This window comes from Kribbella italica (assembly GCF_014205135.1).
Taxonomy (GTDB): Bacteria; Actinomycetota; Actinomycetes; order Propionibacteriales; family Kribbellaceae; genus Kribbella; species Kribbella italica.
In genome coordinates this window covers 847,012-862,885 of record NZ_JACHMY010000001.1, presented here as the reverse complement: position 1 = coordinate 862,885, position 15,874 = coordinate 847,012, and the positions used below count along the sequence as shown (strand labels likewise).

Sequence of the window (15,874 nt, the reverse complement as noted above, 5' to 3'; positions counted from 1 at the left end):
CGTGTGCGGAATCGCCGGCTGCTACCAGCAGCACGACGGCCTCGCGCTCGCCGAGACGATGAGTGACCGGATCGCTCACCGTGGCCCCGACGCGTCCGGCATCCACCGGGTCGAGGACGGCCGGATCAGCGCTTACCTCGCGCACCGCCGGCTCTCGATCATCGACCTGTCCGAAGCGGCCGACCAGCCGTTGTCCCACCAGGGCCTGACGATCAGCTACAACGGCGAGCTGTACAACTACAAGGAACTGCGGGCCGAGCTGACCCAGTCCGGCGTCACCTTCCGGACCAGTTCCGACACCGAGGTCGTGCTGGAGGCCTGGCGTCGCTGGGGGCCGGCGGCGCTGCCCCGGTTCCGCGGCATGTTCGCGTTCGCGATGCTGGACGAGCAGTCCGGCAGTCTCTTCCTCGCCCGCGACCCGATGGGCATCAAGCCGCTGTACTTCCTGAACCGTCAGGGAGGCGTGGTGTTCGCCTCCGAGCTGAAGGCGCTCGTCGCCGCGGTCGGCCCGGAGCTGCGGACCGATCCCGGGGCGCTGATCGCGTCGATGCTCTACTACTGGCTGCCCGAGCAGCAGTGCGCGATCGAGGGCGTGGAGAAACTCCCGCCCGGTTCGTGGGCCGAGTTCCGGCCGGACGGAAGCAGCCGGCGGGAAACATACTGGCGGGTGGCCGACGTCGCCGCCGAGGCGGCGGCCGGGCCGCCCGCGGACCTGCGTCAGGTGATCGAGGAGTCCGTCGCGGCCCACCTGGTGGCCGACGTACCGGTCTCGACCTTTCTCAGCGGTGGACTCGACTCGAGCCTCGTGACCGTCCTGGCCCAGCGCAGCGATCCCGGCATCGACGCCTACACGATCACCTTCCGCGCGGAGGACCAGCGGCTCGAGGCGATGCCCGACGACGCGATCTACGCCCGCAAGGTGGCGGCCCGGTTCGGGATCGACCTGCACGAGATCGAGATCGCGCCGGACGTGGTCGAACTGCTCCCCCGGATCGTCGACATCTTGGACGAACCGATCGGCGACCCGGCGGCGATCAACACGCTGCTGATGTGCGACGCGGCCCGCGACGCCGGCGTGAAGGTGCTGCTGTCCGGGATGGGCGCCGACGAACTGTTCGGCGGCTACCGCAAGCACCTGGCCAGTGTGATGGGGGCCCGCTACCAGCAGTTGCCGGGCGTCGTCCGCAACGGGCTGATCGGTCCCGCCGTACGGCGCCTGCCGGTCACCGCGAACGGCCGCGGCCTGCGCTACGCCCGTTGGTCGAAGCGGTTCCTCACCTTCGCGAACCTGCCCGAGGAGGCCGCGTTCCGGCGCAGCTACACCATGTACGACGAGGACGGCCTGGCCGGACTCCTGAGCCCCGACCTCGAGCCGTACGTCGGGAAGCTGATGGCCGAGCACAGCGACCTCTACTACGACACCACGCTCGACGACCACGTGAACCGGATGTGCCTGGCCGACACGCGGATGTTCCTGCCCGGCCTGAACCTCGCCTACACCGACCGGTCCAGCATGGCGGCCTCCACCGAGGTCCGGACGCCGTTCGTCGATCCCGAGGTGGTCCGGGCGGCCTTCTCGATCCCGGGCCGGGACAAGATCCGCGGCCGCCAGGGCAAGCTCGCGCTGAAACGCGCGGCCGAGGCCTGGCTGCCGAAGGAGATCATCTACCGGCCGAAGGCCTCGTTCAGCGCTCCGCTGCGGGCCTGGATCGGCAACGACCTGCGCGAACTGGTGGACGACGTCCTGCTGAACGGCGACCTGGTCGGCAGCGGGTTCCTCCAGCAGCAGGCAGTGGCCCGGCTGGTCGAGGACGAGCGGGCCGGCCGCGAGGACAACTCCAAGCAGATCTGGCAGCTGTTGACGTTGGAGACCTGGTGCCGCCACCTGGGGGCGCTGGGAGTCAGTACGTGACCCTCCTACCCGAGCGAGAGACCACCATGAAGCAGGTAGCGCAGAACTACAAGTCCGGTGAGCTGGCGGTTCTCGACGTGCCACCGCCGGGCTGTGCGCCGGGCGGGGTGCTCGTCCGGTCGCTCTACTCGTTGATCTCCACCGGGACCGAGCTGATGAAGGTCGGCGAGGCCCGGCTGTCGATGCTCGGCAAGGCGCGGGCCCGGCCGGACCAGGTCAAGAAGGTGCTGGACTCCGTCGTCCAGCAGGGTGCGGTCAACACGTACCAGAAGGTGATGAACAAGCTCGACTCCTACACGCCCCTGGGCTACTCGCTGTGCGGCGTCGTGGTCGAGGTCGGTCGCGGTGCCGAGGAGTTCAGCGTCGGCCAGCTGGTCGCTGCCGCGGGCAACGAGTTCGCCCTGCACGCGGAGTACAACTGGATCCCGACCAACCTGTGCGTCCCGGTGCCCGACGGCGTGCGGCCGGAGGAGGCCGCGTTCTCGACCGTCGGCGCGATCGCGATGCACGGCGTCCGGCAGTCCGAGGTGCAGCTCGGCGACACCGCGGTGGTCATCGGGCTCGGCCTGGTCGGGCAGCTGGTGGTGCGGTTGCTGGTCGCGGCCGGCGTCCGGGTGTTCGGGATCGACACCGTCGACGACCGCTGCCGGATGGCGGAGAAGGCCGGCGCGATCGCCTGCTCGTCGGCCGACGACGCCGGGATCGCGACCCTCGAACGCGCGTTGCTCGGGGCGAGCAACGGACTCGGCGCCGACCACGTCCTGCTGGCCGCCGGCGGCTCGTCCAACGGACCGGTCGAGGTGGCCGCGCGGCTGGCCCGCGACCGGGCCCGGATCGTCGACATCGGCAAGACCAAGCTCGACCTGCCGTGGAACGCGTACTACGACAAGGAGCTGGACGTCCGGTTCTCCCGGTCCTACGGACCCGGCCGGTACGACGACCGCTACGAGCTCGAGGGCATCGACTACCCGGCGGGCTACGTCCGCTGGACCGAGCGGCGCAACCTCGAGTGCTTCATCGACCTGATCGCCCGCGAGCAGCTCGACGTCGGGTCGCTGGTGGCGCGGATCTTCCCGATCGCGGACGCGACCGCGGTCTACCAGCAACTGAGCACGGGCGCGCTCCCCGGTGTCGGCTTCCTGTTCGAGTACCCGGAGACCACGCCGCTCCCCCAGCCGGTGCCCGCCGCGGTCACGCCCCGGCCGTCCACCGTGAGCGGGACCAGCGGCAAGGTCCGGCTCGGGTTCGTCGGCGCCGGCAACTACGCGTCCTCGATGCTGCTGCCGCACCTGGCCAAGAACGAGGACGCCGCGCTGACGCACGTCGCGACGAACAAGTCGCTGTCGGCGGCCAACGCGCAGCGCCGCTTCGGTTTCACGAGCATCTCGACCACCGCCGACGCCGTACTGGACGACGACTCGGTCGACGCGGTCTTCGTCGTCACGCGGCACAGCAGCCACGCCGACCTGGCCTGCCGTGCGCTCGAACGCGGCAAGGCGGTCTTCGTGGAGAAGCCGCTCGCCCTGACCGACGAGGAGCTGGACCGGATCATCGCCGTCGTCGATGCCACTGGCAACGATCGGCTGATGGTCGGGTTCAACCGCCGCTTCGCTCCGTTGCTGACCGACCTCCGGTCCCGGTTCGGCGAACCGGGCGGCGGCTCGGCCGCGCGGTACCTGGTGAACGCCGGCCGGCTGGACTCCACCAGCTGGTACCTCGACCAGGACCGCGAGGGCACCCGGTTCGCCGGGGAGGGCGGCCACTTCATCGACACGCTCTCGTGGTGGCTGGGCAGTCTGCCGACCGAGGTGTACGCCGTACCGGGTCCGGACGCCGGTGACGTGACGGTGACCCTGCGCTTCGACAACGGCTCGACCGGCACGATCAGCTACCTCGGCTGCGGCAACGCACGGTTCCCGAAGGAGACCCTCGACATCACCGGCGGTGGCCGCAACGCCCGGCTCGACAACTTCCAGAAGGCGTCGCTGTGGACCGGTCGCCGCGCGGCGACGAAGAAGGCTCGCGGCGGTACCGACAAAGGCCAGCGGACCGAGCTGGAGAACTTCGTGGCGGCGGTCCGGTCCGGTACGCCGATGCCGATCTCCCTGGACTCCCTGGTCGCCACCACCCGGGCCACCATCGCCGTGGACCGGAGCCTCGCGAGCGGGCAGCCGGTAGCCGTTGCCCACCGCAACCAGGGACTGGTGTGAGCCGCCAGCCCCTGGGATGGTACGTCCGGCGCCTGCGGCGGATGTCGCCCACCGAGCTGGCCTGGCGCACGCGGGACCACGTCCGCCGGACCACCTGGGCGTCCCAGCAGGTCCGGCCGGGCGAGGAACCTCCGAAAGCTCTGCCGGGCGGATCAGTGCGAGCCTTCACCGCGACCTTGCCGTCCGGTACGGCGGCCGCCGTACCGGAGGAAGCGCGCAAGGCGGTGATCTCGACCGCCGACGCGATCCTGGCCGGTGAGCTGGAGGTGCTGGGCATCGCCCGCACCGACCTGCGCTCGCCGGACTGGTTCCGGGATCCGGCGACCGGCCGGCGGTCCGACCCTGCGCAGTACGCGTTCCGGCTGAACCACCGCTCGGAAGAACTGGTCGGGAACGTCAAGCAGGTCTGGGAGTTGTCGAGGCACCACCACCTCACGCAGCTGGCGGCGGCCTGGTACCTGACCCACGACGACAGCTACGCCGAACGGGTCGCGGACCACCTGAACGACTGGTGGCGGCAGAACCCGTTCCTGTCCGGGGTTCACTGGACCAGCGGGATCGAGATCGGTACCCGCCTGATCAGCTGGACCTGGATCAGACGGCTGCTCGCCGACTGGCCCGGCGTGACCGACCTGTTCGAGCACAACGAACTCGCGGTCCGGCAGCTCCACTGGCACCAGCGGTATCTCGCCGCGTTCCGCAGTCGCGGTTCCTCGGCGAACAACCACGTGATCGCCGAAGCCGCCGGTCAGCTGGTGGCCGCCTGCGCCTTTCCCTGGTTCGCCGAGAGCGCGAAGTGGCGCAGGGACGCAGGGGCTCTGCTGGAACGGGAGCTGGCCGCGAACACCTTCCCCTCCGGGGTCAACCGCGAGCTCGCGACCGACTACCACCGCTTCGTCGCCGAGCTCGGCCTGTACGCCGCCGTCGAGGCCGACGCCGCCGGACATCCGCTCGCAGCACCGACCTGGTCGTTGCTGACCCGCATGGCCGACGTGGCCGCGGCGATCGTCGACGAGACAGTACGGCCGCCCCGCCAAGGAGACGACGACGAGGGCCAGGTGCTGGTGCTCGATCCGCCGGAGCTGACGAACTGGTCGGCGTTCCTGTCCCTCGGCTCGGCCCTCGTCGGCCGTGCCTCGTGGTGGCCGGAGACGCCGGCGACCGCTGCCGGCGTACTGGCTGGATCGCTGGTGGGCCGGCCGGTTCAGCCTGACCGCCCGGCCACTCGGCCGGAGCAGTTCGCGGACGCGGGGATCGCGATCCTGCGCAGCCGGGACCCCGGGCCGGAGATCTGGTGCCGGGGTGACGCGGGACCGCACGGATTCCTGTCGATCGCGGCCCATGCCCACTGCGACGCGCTGGCGATCGAGGTCAGGGTCGGCGGCACCGACATCCTGGCCGACCCCGGAACGTACAGCTACCACGGCGAACCGGCCTGGCGGAACTACTTCGGTTCGACGATCGGCCACAACACCGTCGAGATCGGCGGGGCCGAACAGTCGGTCCGCGGCGGGCCGTTCCTCTGGCTGTGCGGGGCGACCGGCCGCGTCCGGCGGTTCTCGTCCGGCGCCGACGTGTCGGTCTGGAGCGCCGAGCACGACGGTTACCAGGCGTCCGATCCACCGGTCACGCACCGCCGGACGGTCGAGCTGGACCATCGCAGCGGTGTCCTGCGGGTCGAGGACAGCCTGGACGCGGCTGCTGCTGTCCGGATGGCCTGGCACCTGGGGCCATCCGTGGAGGTCGAGCTCGACGGCCCGATGGCCCGGCTCCGCTGGCCGACCGGCCAGGCGACGGTGGAGCTTGCACCGGAACTGACCTGGACCGTGCATCGTGGCGAGACCGATCCGATCCTCGGGTGGTACTCGCCCCGGTTCGGCCACAAGACCGCGAGCACGACGCTGCTCGGGACCGGCCGCCTCGGCGCGGACTCCGACGTCACCAACAGGTTCCTCTTCCGGCACTGATCGGCCGCTGCTGTATCAGTGCCCGTCCCGCGCCCTCTATTACAGGAACCAACGGACGGCGTTCGACTGGAGGGGCCTGTGAGCACACAGGAGCTGGACGTCAGGAAGTCCTGGCGCGCGATCCGGCGGCAACGGCGCGTGGTCGCGATCGTGGCGGCGGCCGGCCTGCTGGCCGGTATCGGCTTCGCCCTGCTGCAGCCACCGCTGCACACGGCGACGTCGATGGTGGTGCTGCCACCGCCGCCGGCGACCGATGCGGAGAAAGCGGCCGGCGCGCAGAGCATCGAGACCCAGGTGTTCATCGCCAACAGCGAGCCGGTGCTCAAGAGCGCCGGCCAGAACCTGTCGCCGACGCTGGCCACCGACGTGGTCCGCGATCGGGTGGAGGTCGTCGCGGTCACCCAGGACGTGCTCCAGATCGACGCCCGCGGGACGTCGACACAGCAGGCGATCCAGCTGGCCAACGCGGTCGCCGAGGTCTACCTGGTGTTCGTCAGCACCGACCAGAAGCTGCCGGGCGACCTGGGGAAGAAGACCGGCGCCCGCATCCTGGAGGAGGCGACCACGGCGCGCGGCGGCAACCTGGCCGTGCACTGGACGATCTTCGGGCTGCTGGGCGCTCTGCTCGGCGCGGTGGCCGGATCGATCGGCGTCCTGGCGAAGGCCCGCGGTGACCGGCGGCTGCGACTGCGGGACGAGGTCTCGGACGCGGTCGGACTGCCCGTGCTCGCCTCGGTCTCGGCGTACCGGGCCGAGAACGTCGCGGACTGGGCCCACCTGCTCGAGCACTACACGCCCACGGCGGTCGAGGCCTGGAGCCTGCGCAAGACGCTGCACCACCTCGGCCTGGACGTGAAGGGCGGTGCGCCGGTGTCGCTGACCGTGCTCTCGTTCGCGGGCGACGACAAGGCGAGGCCGCTCGGTCCGCAGCTGGCCGCGTTCGCGACCTCGATCGGCCTGTCCACCGCGATCGTGGTCGACAACCACCAGGAGCCCCCGGGGAAGGTTGCCCTCAGCATCCACCTCGTCGTGGTCGACCGGGAGACTCCCCAGCCGGCCGGTGCCGAACGCACCACCAGCACGATCGTCGCGCTGTCGGCCGGGACGGTGACGGCCGAGGAACTGGCCCGGCTCGCCGTCGCGGCCGCGGCGGACGGCCGCGAGATCGACGGCCTGATCGTGGTCGATCCCGATCCCACCGACCGCACCATCGGGCGGGTCTCGTCGTCGTCGCGCCGTACCGGCTCGCGGCTGCCGACCCTGCTCACCGGTACGGCGAGGAGGACGACCCGATGAGCAACCAGCCGTACTCCGAGCCGCTGCGCGGCGACCGGACCTGGGACGACGAGGACGACCTGTTCACCGAGGACCGGTCGGCCGCCTACCCGCCGGACAGCCTGGTGACCGTCCGATTCCTCCGCGATGCGGTCAAACGGCATCTGCGGACCTGGCTCCTGCTCGCCGTCGTGGGGCTGGTCCTCGGGCTGGCGGCGCCCGTCGTACTGCCACCGGCCAGCGTGTCGTCGGTCCGGCTGCTCCTGACCCACCGCCAAGGCGACGACCCGGCCCGGGCAGCGGCCACCGACGTCAGCCTGGTGACCACGCACACCGTGGCACAGCGGACCATCGCCCGCCTCAAGCTGGCCGAGACCCCGGACGACCTGCTCAAGCAGTACACCGTCACTCCGCTGACCGACCGGGTCCTCGAGATCACGGCGAGCGCCAAGACCAGCGAGCAGGCCACCCAGCTGGCCACCGTCCTGGCGCAGACCTACCTGGCCTTCCGCAAGGAGCAGATCGCGCAGCTGGACGCCCCGCTGCGTCGCGATCTGACCGCGGCCCAGACCGCGCTCACCGAGGCCGAGGACGCGGTCAGGGCGGTCGGCGACGATCCGGCCGAACTCGAGAAGCCCAACAGCCCGGAGGGTGCGAAGCTGACCACGGCGCGGGAGAAGTTCAAGTACATCCAGCAGCAGCTCATGGATCAAGAGGTCCAGGCCTCCCAGATGAACAGCACCCGCCTGCTCGACGAAGCCGCCCCGGTGCCCACCTCGGCGAAGCGGACACTGGCGATCAACGCCGCTCTGGGCCTCCTCGGAGGACTGTTCATCGGACTCGGCTTCGTCGTCGTCCGCGCGCTGCTGTCCGACCGGCTGTGGAAGCGGCAGGACATCGCCCGCTCGCTGGCGACCCGGATCCGGCTCAGCACCGGCCGGCCGCCGCGCTGGCGGTGGTGGCCCTTCCCGGGCTACCTGCGCGAGTCCCAGCAGCGGCACCCCGAAGTCCGTCTGCTCGCGCAGCACCTCGACCAGCAGCTCGACCGTTCGCAGGCGGCGCTGCCCGCCTTGGCCGTGGTCTGCGCCGACGACGTCAGGTCATCCGCTCTGGCGATCGCCTCGCTGGCCGTCTCCGCGGCGGCCGAAGGCGAGCACGTCCTGGTGGCCGACCTGAGTGGCACCGGCCTGCTCGCGAATCTGCTGGGGGTGAGGGCCACCGGCACGCACGAGTCACACTTCAGCGACCGCGGCCGGCGGATCGACGTGTTCCGTCCCGATCCCGCCGCCGGTCCCTCGGAAGGGTGCTACCTGCGCCTCGGCGACAACAACCGGCCGACCGGGTCGGGCGACCTCGCCCTCGACGCGGCCTGGGACTCCGCCGGCCTGGTCCTGACCCTGGCCACCGTGACACCCGCGCTCGGCGCGGATCACCTGGCCACCTGGTCGTCGCGGGCCGCGGTCGTGGTGACGGCGGGGCGCTCCACGGCGACCAAGCTGCACGCCACCGCGGAGCTGCTCCGGCTGGCCGGCCTGTCGATCGAGACGGCCGTGGTGCTCAACGCGGACCGCACCGACGAAGGCATCGGCGTCACCGAGGCCACGGGCGGACCGGTCAGGGATCTGGAGATGTTCGGCCGATGAGTGCGATCGCGACGATCGGGGCGCGGCTCGCGGGCGGACCCGACGGACCACGGGTCCTCTCACCGCAACGCCGGCGGCGGCGCCGGGTCCAGGCCGTCTGGGGCCTGCTGGTGCTGAACGTGCTGACGTTCTTTCCCGGTTCGCCGCACATCCTGCCGATCCCGGGGAGCGTCGGCAAACTCATCACCCAGTCCTCCCTCGTGGTGGCTCTGGTGCTGGCGCTGAGCGTGAACAGGCCGGCCCGCGTCCGGCCCAGCGTCTTCATCTTCCTGCTGGCTCTGCTGGCGGCGGAATCGCTGCTGGCCAGCGTCGGGGCCGAGTTCCTGTTCGGCGCACTCTTCCGGGCATCCCGGCTGATCCTCTTCGTCACGGTGCTGTGGCTGCTGACGCCGTGGTGGACACGGCGCGATCTGTTGCTGGTGCGAACCCACCTGATGTTCCTGTGGATCGTGCTCGGCTCCGTCCTGCTCGGACTGCTGGCTGCTCCGGGCGTAGCGCTCACCGACGACCGGCTCGGTGGAGCCCTGTGGCCCATTCCACCGACCCAGGTCGGCCACTACGCCGCGGTGGCCGTCGGTCTCACCACGGTGCTCTGGTTGTCCGGCCTGCTGCGCCGCGAGGTTGCCCTGATCAGTGTCGTGCTGGCAGTGCCAGTCCTGTTGCTGACCCACACCCGTACCGCCCTGGTCGCACTGCTGGCCGGCATCCTCATCGCCGGCCTGAGCTTGTTCACCACCAGGTCGCGGGTCCGCAAGTCGTTCGCCATCGGTGCGGCCGCCTTCACCATCGGAGCGCTCACCCTCGGCTCGGTGGTGACCACGTGGCTCGCCCGCGGACAGGACACCGAGGAAGTCGCCGCTCTCACCGGCCGGCGTGCTGTCTGGGAGTCGATCGCGGCCGCGCCCCGCTCGACCTTCGAGACGATCTTCGGCCTCGGGTTGTCGAACAAGTCCTTCAACGGCCTGCCGATCGACAGCAACTGGCTGGGAACGTACTACGACATCGGCCTGGCCGGCGTGGCCATCGTCGTGGCGATGCTGCTGTTCGTGCTGATCGCCGCCTGGTTCCAGCCGGACGGTCCGCGCCGGGCGCTGGCCTTGTTCCTGGTGGCCTACTGCGTCGTCGCCTCCTTCACCGAGAGCGGCCTCAGCGACGCGTCGCCGTACCTGCTCGAACTCACCCTGGCCGCGTGCCTGGTCTACTCCGGAGCCTCCCGCGAAGGAGCACGATGAAGATCCTGCTGGTCCACAACACGTACCGGTCGACCGCTCCGAGCGGCGAGAACCGCGTCGTCGCGCAGGAAGGCGAGGCACTGACGGCCCTCGGCCACCAGGTCGACACGTTCGGACGGCTCAGCGACGAGATCGAGAGCTGGCCGGCCTGGCAGAAGGCGATGCTCCCGGCGAAGGTGGTCTGGAACTCCACCAGCAGGCGGGAACTGACGGCGACCCTCGAGCGGAGCCGGCCCGACGTCGTCCACGTCCACAACACGTTCCCGCTGCTCAGCCCGTCCGTGCTGTACGCGTGCCGCGCCGCCGGCGTACCGGTCGTCGCGACACTGCACAACTACAAACTGCTCTGCGCCAGCGGCGACTTCTTCCGCGACGGGGCCGTCTGCCACGACTGTGCCGGCGGCAATCCGGCCCCCGCGCTGCTGCACCGCTGCTACCGCGGCTCGGTCCTCGCGACCGGACCGACGGTGCTGGCGGCACGCGCCCACCGCCGCAGCTGGCGCGACCTGGTGTCGGCCTACATCTTCATCTCCGACTCCCAGCGCCGGCTGCTCGCCGCGATGGGATTCGCTGCGCAGCGGACTTTCGTCAAGCACAACTTCGTCCCGTACGACGGTCCGGTCGGCGGCGAGCGGCAACGTCAGGTCGCGTACGTCGGCCGCCTCGACGGTCCGAAGGGTGCGTCGCTGCTGATGAGGGGCTGGGACGCCTACCGGGCCCAGGCCGGTGACGACGCGCTCCGCCTCGTCATCGCCGGCGGTGGTCCGCTGCTCGCCGAGGTGACGGCGTGGGCCGCGGACCGCCCGTCGGTCGAGCTCGCCGGGCACCTCACGAAGCAGCAGTGCTTCGAGCTGATCGCCCGCTCGCGCGCGGTGGTGCTGCCGTCGGAGTGGGAGGAGACCTTCGGCCTGGTGGTGGTGGAGGCGATGGCGGTCGGAGTCCCGCCGCTGGCCTCCGCCCACGGATCGTTCCCGGATCTCATCAGCGACGGCGTCGACGGCGCGCTCTTCGAACCCGGTCAGCCGGACGCGCTGGCGAAGCTGCTGCTCGATGCCGACCGCGACCCCGAGCGCTACCAGGAGTACGGCCGCCGCGCCCGGGCGACGTACGAGAACCAGCACGATCCCCAGCGCAACCTCGAGCAACTGCTCGACATCTACCGGTTCGCCATCGGCCGGCCCCGCCCCGCCCACCGCCCCGCCCGCCGCTAGCCGCGATCGCCCCCGCCGAAGGAAGTCTCATGGACCAACCCGATTCCGCCCGGTCGTCCGGTCGTCGATCCGCGCTGTACCGCCATCGCCTGGTGCTCATCGCGGCCGGTCTGGTCCTGGTCGCGGGTCTCCTGGCCGGAATCGTCGCCGGAGCCGGTGACGACACCGCCCCGGGGGCGGCACCGCCGCCCGACACGGCGCCGACGCCGGCGCCGCCGGCGACCGCTCCGGCCGCACCGACGGCGAAGGTCTGCGCGAACGCCAAGGCCTTGGCCGGACCGGCCACCGCACCGGCCGGCGCGATCACCGTCGCGACGACGCAGAACCTCAACGAGCTCAGCAAGGCCAGCCCGGCCGGCAGCACCTTCTGGCTGCAGCCCGGTACGCACACCCTCGGCACCGGTCCCTTCAGCCAGGTGATTCCCAAGGAGGGCAACACCTACGTGGGAGCGCCCGGGGCCGTCCTCGACGGCCAGCGGGTCAACCGCTACGCGTTCACCGGCTACGTCACCGGCGTGACGATCAAGAACCTCACCATCCAGAACTTCGGCGCCCCGAGGACGAACAACGACGAAGGGGTGGTGAACCACAACTCCGCCACCGGCTGGACGATCCAGAGCAACACGATCCGCCGCAACGCCGGCTCGGCGGTGATGATCGGCAGCCGCAACCTCGTCCGGGGCAACTGCCTGCAGGACAACGGCCAGTACGGCTTCAACGCCTACAACCCGGACAAGGTCGCGAGCATCGTGATCGAGAACAACGAGATCGCGGGCAACAACGTGGACGACTGGGAGCGGCTCAAACCGGGCTGTGGCTGCACCGGCGGCGGCAAGTTCTGGGAGGTGACCGGCGCGGTCGTCCGGGGCAACTGGGTGCACGACAACCTCAGCGCCGGCCTGTGGGCCGACACCAACAACACCGGCTTCTCCATCGAGGGCAACTACATCGCGGACAACACCGCCGAAGGAATCATCTACGAGACCAGTTACAACGCGAGCATCCGGGGCAACACGTTCGCCCGCAACGGTCTGGGCAAGGGCCCGGAGAACCGTGGCTTCCCGACCTCCGCGCTGTACATCTCCGAGTCCGGCAGCGACCCGCGGGTGCCGGGGCAGTTCAACCAGACGTTCGAGATCACCGGCAACCTGTTCACCGACAACTGGGCCGGCGTGGTCCTGTGGGAGAACGCGGACCGGTTCGCGGGCTCGCCGGCCAACACCAGCACGGGCTCCGGCACCCTGGTCAACCCGGCGACCGCCACGGTGAAGACCTGCAACGCGGGGAACATCGGCAAGCAGCCGTACCTGGGTGACTGCCGGTGGAAGACCCAGAACGTCCAGGTGCACGGCAACACCTTCTCGCTCGACCCGACCAAGCTCGGCAAGTCCTGCGCCTCCAACAGCGGGTGCGGCTACAACGGGCTGTTCTCCAACTGGGGAACGTTCCCGGCCTGGTCGCCGTACAAGGAGAAGACCGTCCAGGACGCCATCACCTTCGACCAGAGCAACCGCTTCTACGCCAACACCTACCGCGGGCCGTGGAACTTCGTCCTGTACGAACAGGGCAACAAGGTGAACTGGTCCACCTGGCAGGGCGCGCCGTACGGCCAGGATCGCGACAGCGTGATCAAGGTCCAAGGGGAGCGTTGACCGCGATGGGCGGGCGACCGGAGCGCGCGGCGGGCCAGCAGCTCGAGCTGCTGCGCTCGGCCGGCTACGCGGCGTTCGCGCACCACGAACGGGACCTCGCGGTGCTGGACCTGATCTACGACAGCCTCGTGGACGGCTCGGACATCGGCGACGACGTCCGTCACCTGCGGTTCGCCGGCCACGGCTGGACACTCGACGTCGACGCTCGAGGCCGGGGGCAACTAACGGTCGACCTGTGGGTCTGCCCGGCCGGCCCGGTGGTCGTCGAGGCCCGCGCCGGGGATGCCGACGACCCGGTGACGCGACGGCTGGTCAGCTTCCTGCTCCGGTGGCCAGGCACCGCACGGCGGCCGGTCCGGACCGCGTGGATCATGCTCTGATCCTCTGCGGTCCGGCCGGCCGCCGGCTCCGGGCCGGGGGGCATGGCCCAGGCCCATCGACTCAGCGCGCGCTCACGAAGCGAGCAGCACCCTGAGCTTGTCCAGGCAGCGACCACGGATCGGGCCGATACTGCCGATCGGGATGTCCAGCTTCGCGGAGATCTCCGCGTACGGCATGGGCGGATCGGCCATCAGCAGGCCGAGCAGCTGCTGCCAGCGGTCCGGCAGGCTCTCCAGCGCACGCCGTACGTCGACGGCCCGCTCGTCGGCGATCAGCTCCGCGTCCAGCTCCGGCTGCTCACCGCCGACGACCTCGAAGGCGTCCGGCTCGTAGGTCAGCACCACCCTCTTGCGGAACGCCAGCACGCGAATGCACTCCCGCCGGGTGGTGATCACCAGCCAGGCGCCGACCCTGACCGGATCGACCCGGTCGATGTGTTCCAGCAACCGGAGCCACACCACCTGGGAGACGTCGCCGGCGTCGCTGTCGCTGAGCCGGAAGCTGCGGGTGACGGCGAAGACGAGTCTGGAGTACTGGTCGACCACCCGTCGCCAGGCCGCCTGGTCCCCCTGTGCGGCCTGCTCGACCAGGCGCGCGGCCTCGGACCGGGCGGTCGATTCCTTTGCGTCGATATCACTGGTGACATCGGGGTGTGGCATGGATTCCCCCCTCGGGAACACTGCTGTGCTGTCCGCTGATCCCGGAGCCGCGGCCCGTGACCGGGCGCGCCGGGAACGATCAGTAGGCGCCGTCGCGGCCGACGACGGCCCGCGCGGTCTTCCACAAAATGAGCAGGTCCAAGGCGATGGACCAGTTGTCGGCGTAGCGCAGGTCGAGTCGCATGGACTCCTCCCACGTCAGGTCGCTGCGTCCGCTGACCTGCCACAGCCCCGTCAGTCCGGGCTTGACGAGCATCCGCCGGGCGTCGTCGATGGCGTACCGCGCGACCTCGGCCGGAAGCGGCGGCCTCGGTCCGACCAGCGACATCTCTCCCCGCACGACGTTCACCAGCTGCGGCAGCTCGTCCACCGAGAACCTGCGCAGGTGCCGGCCGAGCCGGGTCACCCGCGGATCGTCCCGCAGCTTGAACAAGATCCCGTTGCCCTCGTCGAGGGCGTGCAGGTCGGCCTTGCGGGCCTCGGCGTCGACGGACATGGTCCGGAACTTCAGCATGGTGAACTCGACGCCGGCCCGGCCCACCCGCTTCTGCCGGAACAGCGCCGGGCCGCGGCTGGTCAGCCGCACCAGCAACGCGGTCACCAGCAGCAGCGGGCTTGCCAGCAGCAACAGTCCGCCGCCGACCAGCCGGTCGAAGATGTTCTTCAGCAGGTGCGGTCCGCCGCTGACCGAAGGGCGCTCCAGGTGCAGCAGCGACAGTCCGGCGACCGGCCGGATCGAGATCCGCGGTCCGGCGACCTCGACGATGCCGGGCGACACGATCAGCTCGACTCCCCGCTGCTCGAGCGCCCAGGACAGCCGGCGCAGCGAGTGCCCGGTCAGCTCCGGATCGGCGGCCACCGCCACCACGTCGACGTCGTACAGGTCGACCGCGGCGAGGATGTCCACCTCCGCGCGTCCCAACCGGTTGGAGTCCGGCCCGGGTTCCTCGGCGGAGCCCCGAGGCAGGCAGGTCGCGACGACCACGTAGCCGTCGGCCGGCCGCTCCTCCAGATGGTGCTTGAGCGTCGACACCTGGCCGTTGTGCCCGACCACCAGGACCCGCCGCATGCACCGGCCGACGAAGCGGCGGTTGGCGATGGCCCGGTGCAGCATCCACCGCACGACCATCGCCGCCAGGCACGTCAGCGGTACCGCCAGGATGACGAAACCGCGGGCCACGTTGCTCTTGGTCGCGTACGACGTGACCGCGACCACGGCGGTCAGCGCCACCGTGGCGCGCAGGACCGACCGGAACTCCTCCGGACCGGTGCCGAAGTACCGGGTCTCGTACCCCCGTTCCAGCGCCACGCAGGCCAGCCAGGCCAGCGGCAGCACCGCGCCCAGGATCACGTACCCCGGACTGATCTGGCCACCGAACCGGGTGACCAGGGCGGCGGTGGCCCCGATCAGCGCGGCGGCGAAATCGCCGCCCAGCGCGGCCCAGCGATACTTCGCGACCCAGCGCGCCTCCGTGAACCGCGCTGCCAGCGGCACGATCGCCGGGACTTCGGCCGGTATCGACCAGACCGGCCGGCGACGATCGCCAAAAGGCGCCGCCCGCCCGTCGATCGGATCACTCGACCCTTCGGACACGACAAAGTCAGTCACACAGAGCCACCCCCCACAGGTGAATCAAGGCCCGTGACTCAACCACACCCCGTCACGGACATTGATGAAATGCCGCCCCCACAACGGCAATGCCCAGAGGTTACTACGGCTCAACGCCATCCG

The 15,874-nt window shown here is 70.6% G+C and carries 11 protein-coding genes; 9 read left to right on the top strand and 2 right to left on the bottom strand.

Annotated features, from left to right (window positions below; all coding sequences use genetic code 11):
• Position 1 precedes the first annotated feature (1 nt).
• From asnB to HDA39_RS04095, 9 genes are all read left to right on the top strand, one after another.
• The gene (gene asnB, locus HDA39_RS04135) at positions 2-1,912 is read left to right on the top strand and encodes an asparagine synthase (glutamine-hydrolyzing) (protein ID WP_184793913.1); all 1,911 of its coding nucleotides are present in this window, start codon (positions 2-4) and stop codon (positions 1,910-1,912) included.
• A gap of 26 nt (positions 1,913-1,938) precedes the next feature.
• A complete protein-coding gene (locus HDA39_RS04130; RefSeq protein WP_184793912.1) occupies positions 1,939-4,122 on the top strand; it encodes a bi-domain-containing oxidoreductase in 2,184 nt (727 codons plus the stop codon).
• Positions 4,119-6,089 (top strand): heparinase II/III domain-containing protein, encoded by a 1,971-nt coding sequence (locus HDA39_RS04125; RefSeq protein WP_202892860.1) that lies wholly within the window; start codon positions 4,119-4,121, stop codon positions 6,087-6,089. Before HDA39_RS04130 ends, HDA39_RS04125 begins: the two co-directional genes overlap by 4 nt.
• A gap of 78 nt (positions 6,090-6,167) precedes the next feature.
• Positions 6,168-7,385 carry a Wzz/FepE/Etk N-terminal domain-containing protein gene (locus HDA39_RS04120; protein ID WP_184793911.1) on the top strand — a complete coding sequence of 406 codons (1,218 nt, stop codon included), beginning with the start codon at positions 6,168-6,170 and terminating at the stop codon, positions 7,383-7,385.
• Positions 7,382-9,007: a YveK family protein gene (locus HDA39_RS04115; protein ID WP_184793910.1), complete on the top strand. Its 1,626-nt coding sequence runs from the start codon at positions 7,382-7,384 to the stop codon at positions 9,005-9,007. The genes HDA39_RS04120 and HDA39_RS04115 overlap by 4 nt, the downstream gene beginning before the upstream one ends.
• Positions 9,004-10,239 (top strand): O-antigen ligase family protein, encoded by a 1,236-nt coding sequence (locus HDA39_RS04110; RefSeq protein WP_184793909.1) that lies wholly within the window; start codon positions 9,004-9,006, stop codon positions 10,237-10,239. Before HDA39_RS04115 ends, HDA39_RS04110 begins: the two co-directional genes overlap by 4 nt.
• Positions 10,236-11,450, top strand: a complete 1,215-nt coding sequence (locus HDA39_RS04105) for a glycosyltransferase (RefSeq protein ID WP_184793908.1) — start codon at positions 10,236-10,238, stop codon at positions 11,448-11,450. The genes HDA39_RS04110 and HDA39_RS04105 overlap by 4 nt, the downstream gene beginning before the upstream one ends.
• Positions 11,451-11,479: 29 nt before the next feature.
• Positions 11,480-13,102 carry a right-handed parallel beta-helix repeat-containing protein gene (locus HDA39_RS04100; RefSeq protein ID WP_184793907.1) on the top strand — a complete coding sequence of 541 codons (1,623 nt, stop codon included), beginning with the start codon at positions 11,480-11,482 and terminating at the stop codon, positions 13,100-13,102.
• 5 nt (positions 13,103-13,107) lie between these two features.
• A complete protein-coding gene (locus tag HDA39_RS04095) occupies positions 13,108-13,482 on the top strand; it encodes a hypothetical protein (protein ID WP_184793906.1) in 375 nt (124 codons plus the stop codon).
• A 72-nt stretch (positions 13,483-13,554) separates the two neighbouring features.
• Here the strand turns inward: HDA39_RS04095 and HDA39_RS04090 are convergent, their stop codons facing one another.
• Together HDA39_RS04090 and HDA39_RS04085 are read right to left on the bottom strand one after the other, a co-directional pair.
• A complete protein-coding gene (locus tag HDA39_RS04090; protein WP_184793905.1) occupies positions 13,555-14,142 on the bottom strand; it encodes an RNA polymerase sigma factor in 588 nt (195 codons plus the stop codon).
• Positions 14,143-14,221: 79 nt separating this feature from the next.
• Positions 14,222-15,751, bottom strand: coding sequence for an exopolysaccharide biosynthesis polyprenyl glycosylphosphotransferase (locus tag HDA39_RS04085; RefSeq protein WP_184793904.1), 1,530 nt, complete (start codon positions 15,749-15,751; stop codon positions 14,222-14,224).
• Between the last annotated feature and the right edge of the window lie 123 nt (positions 15,752-15,874).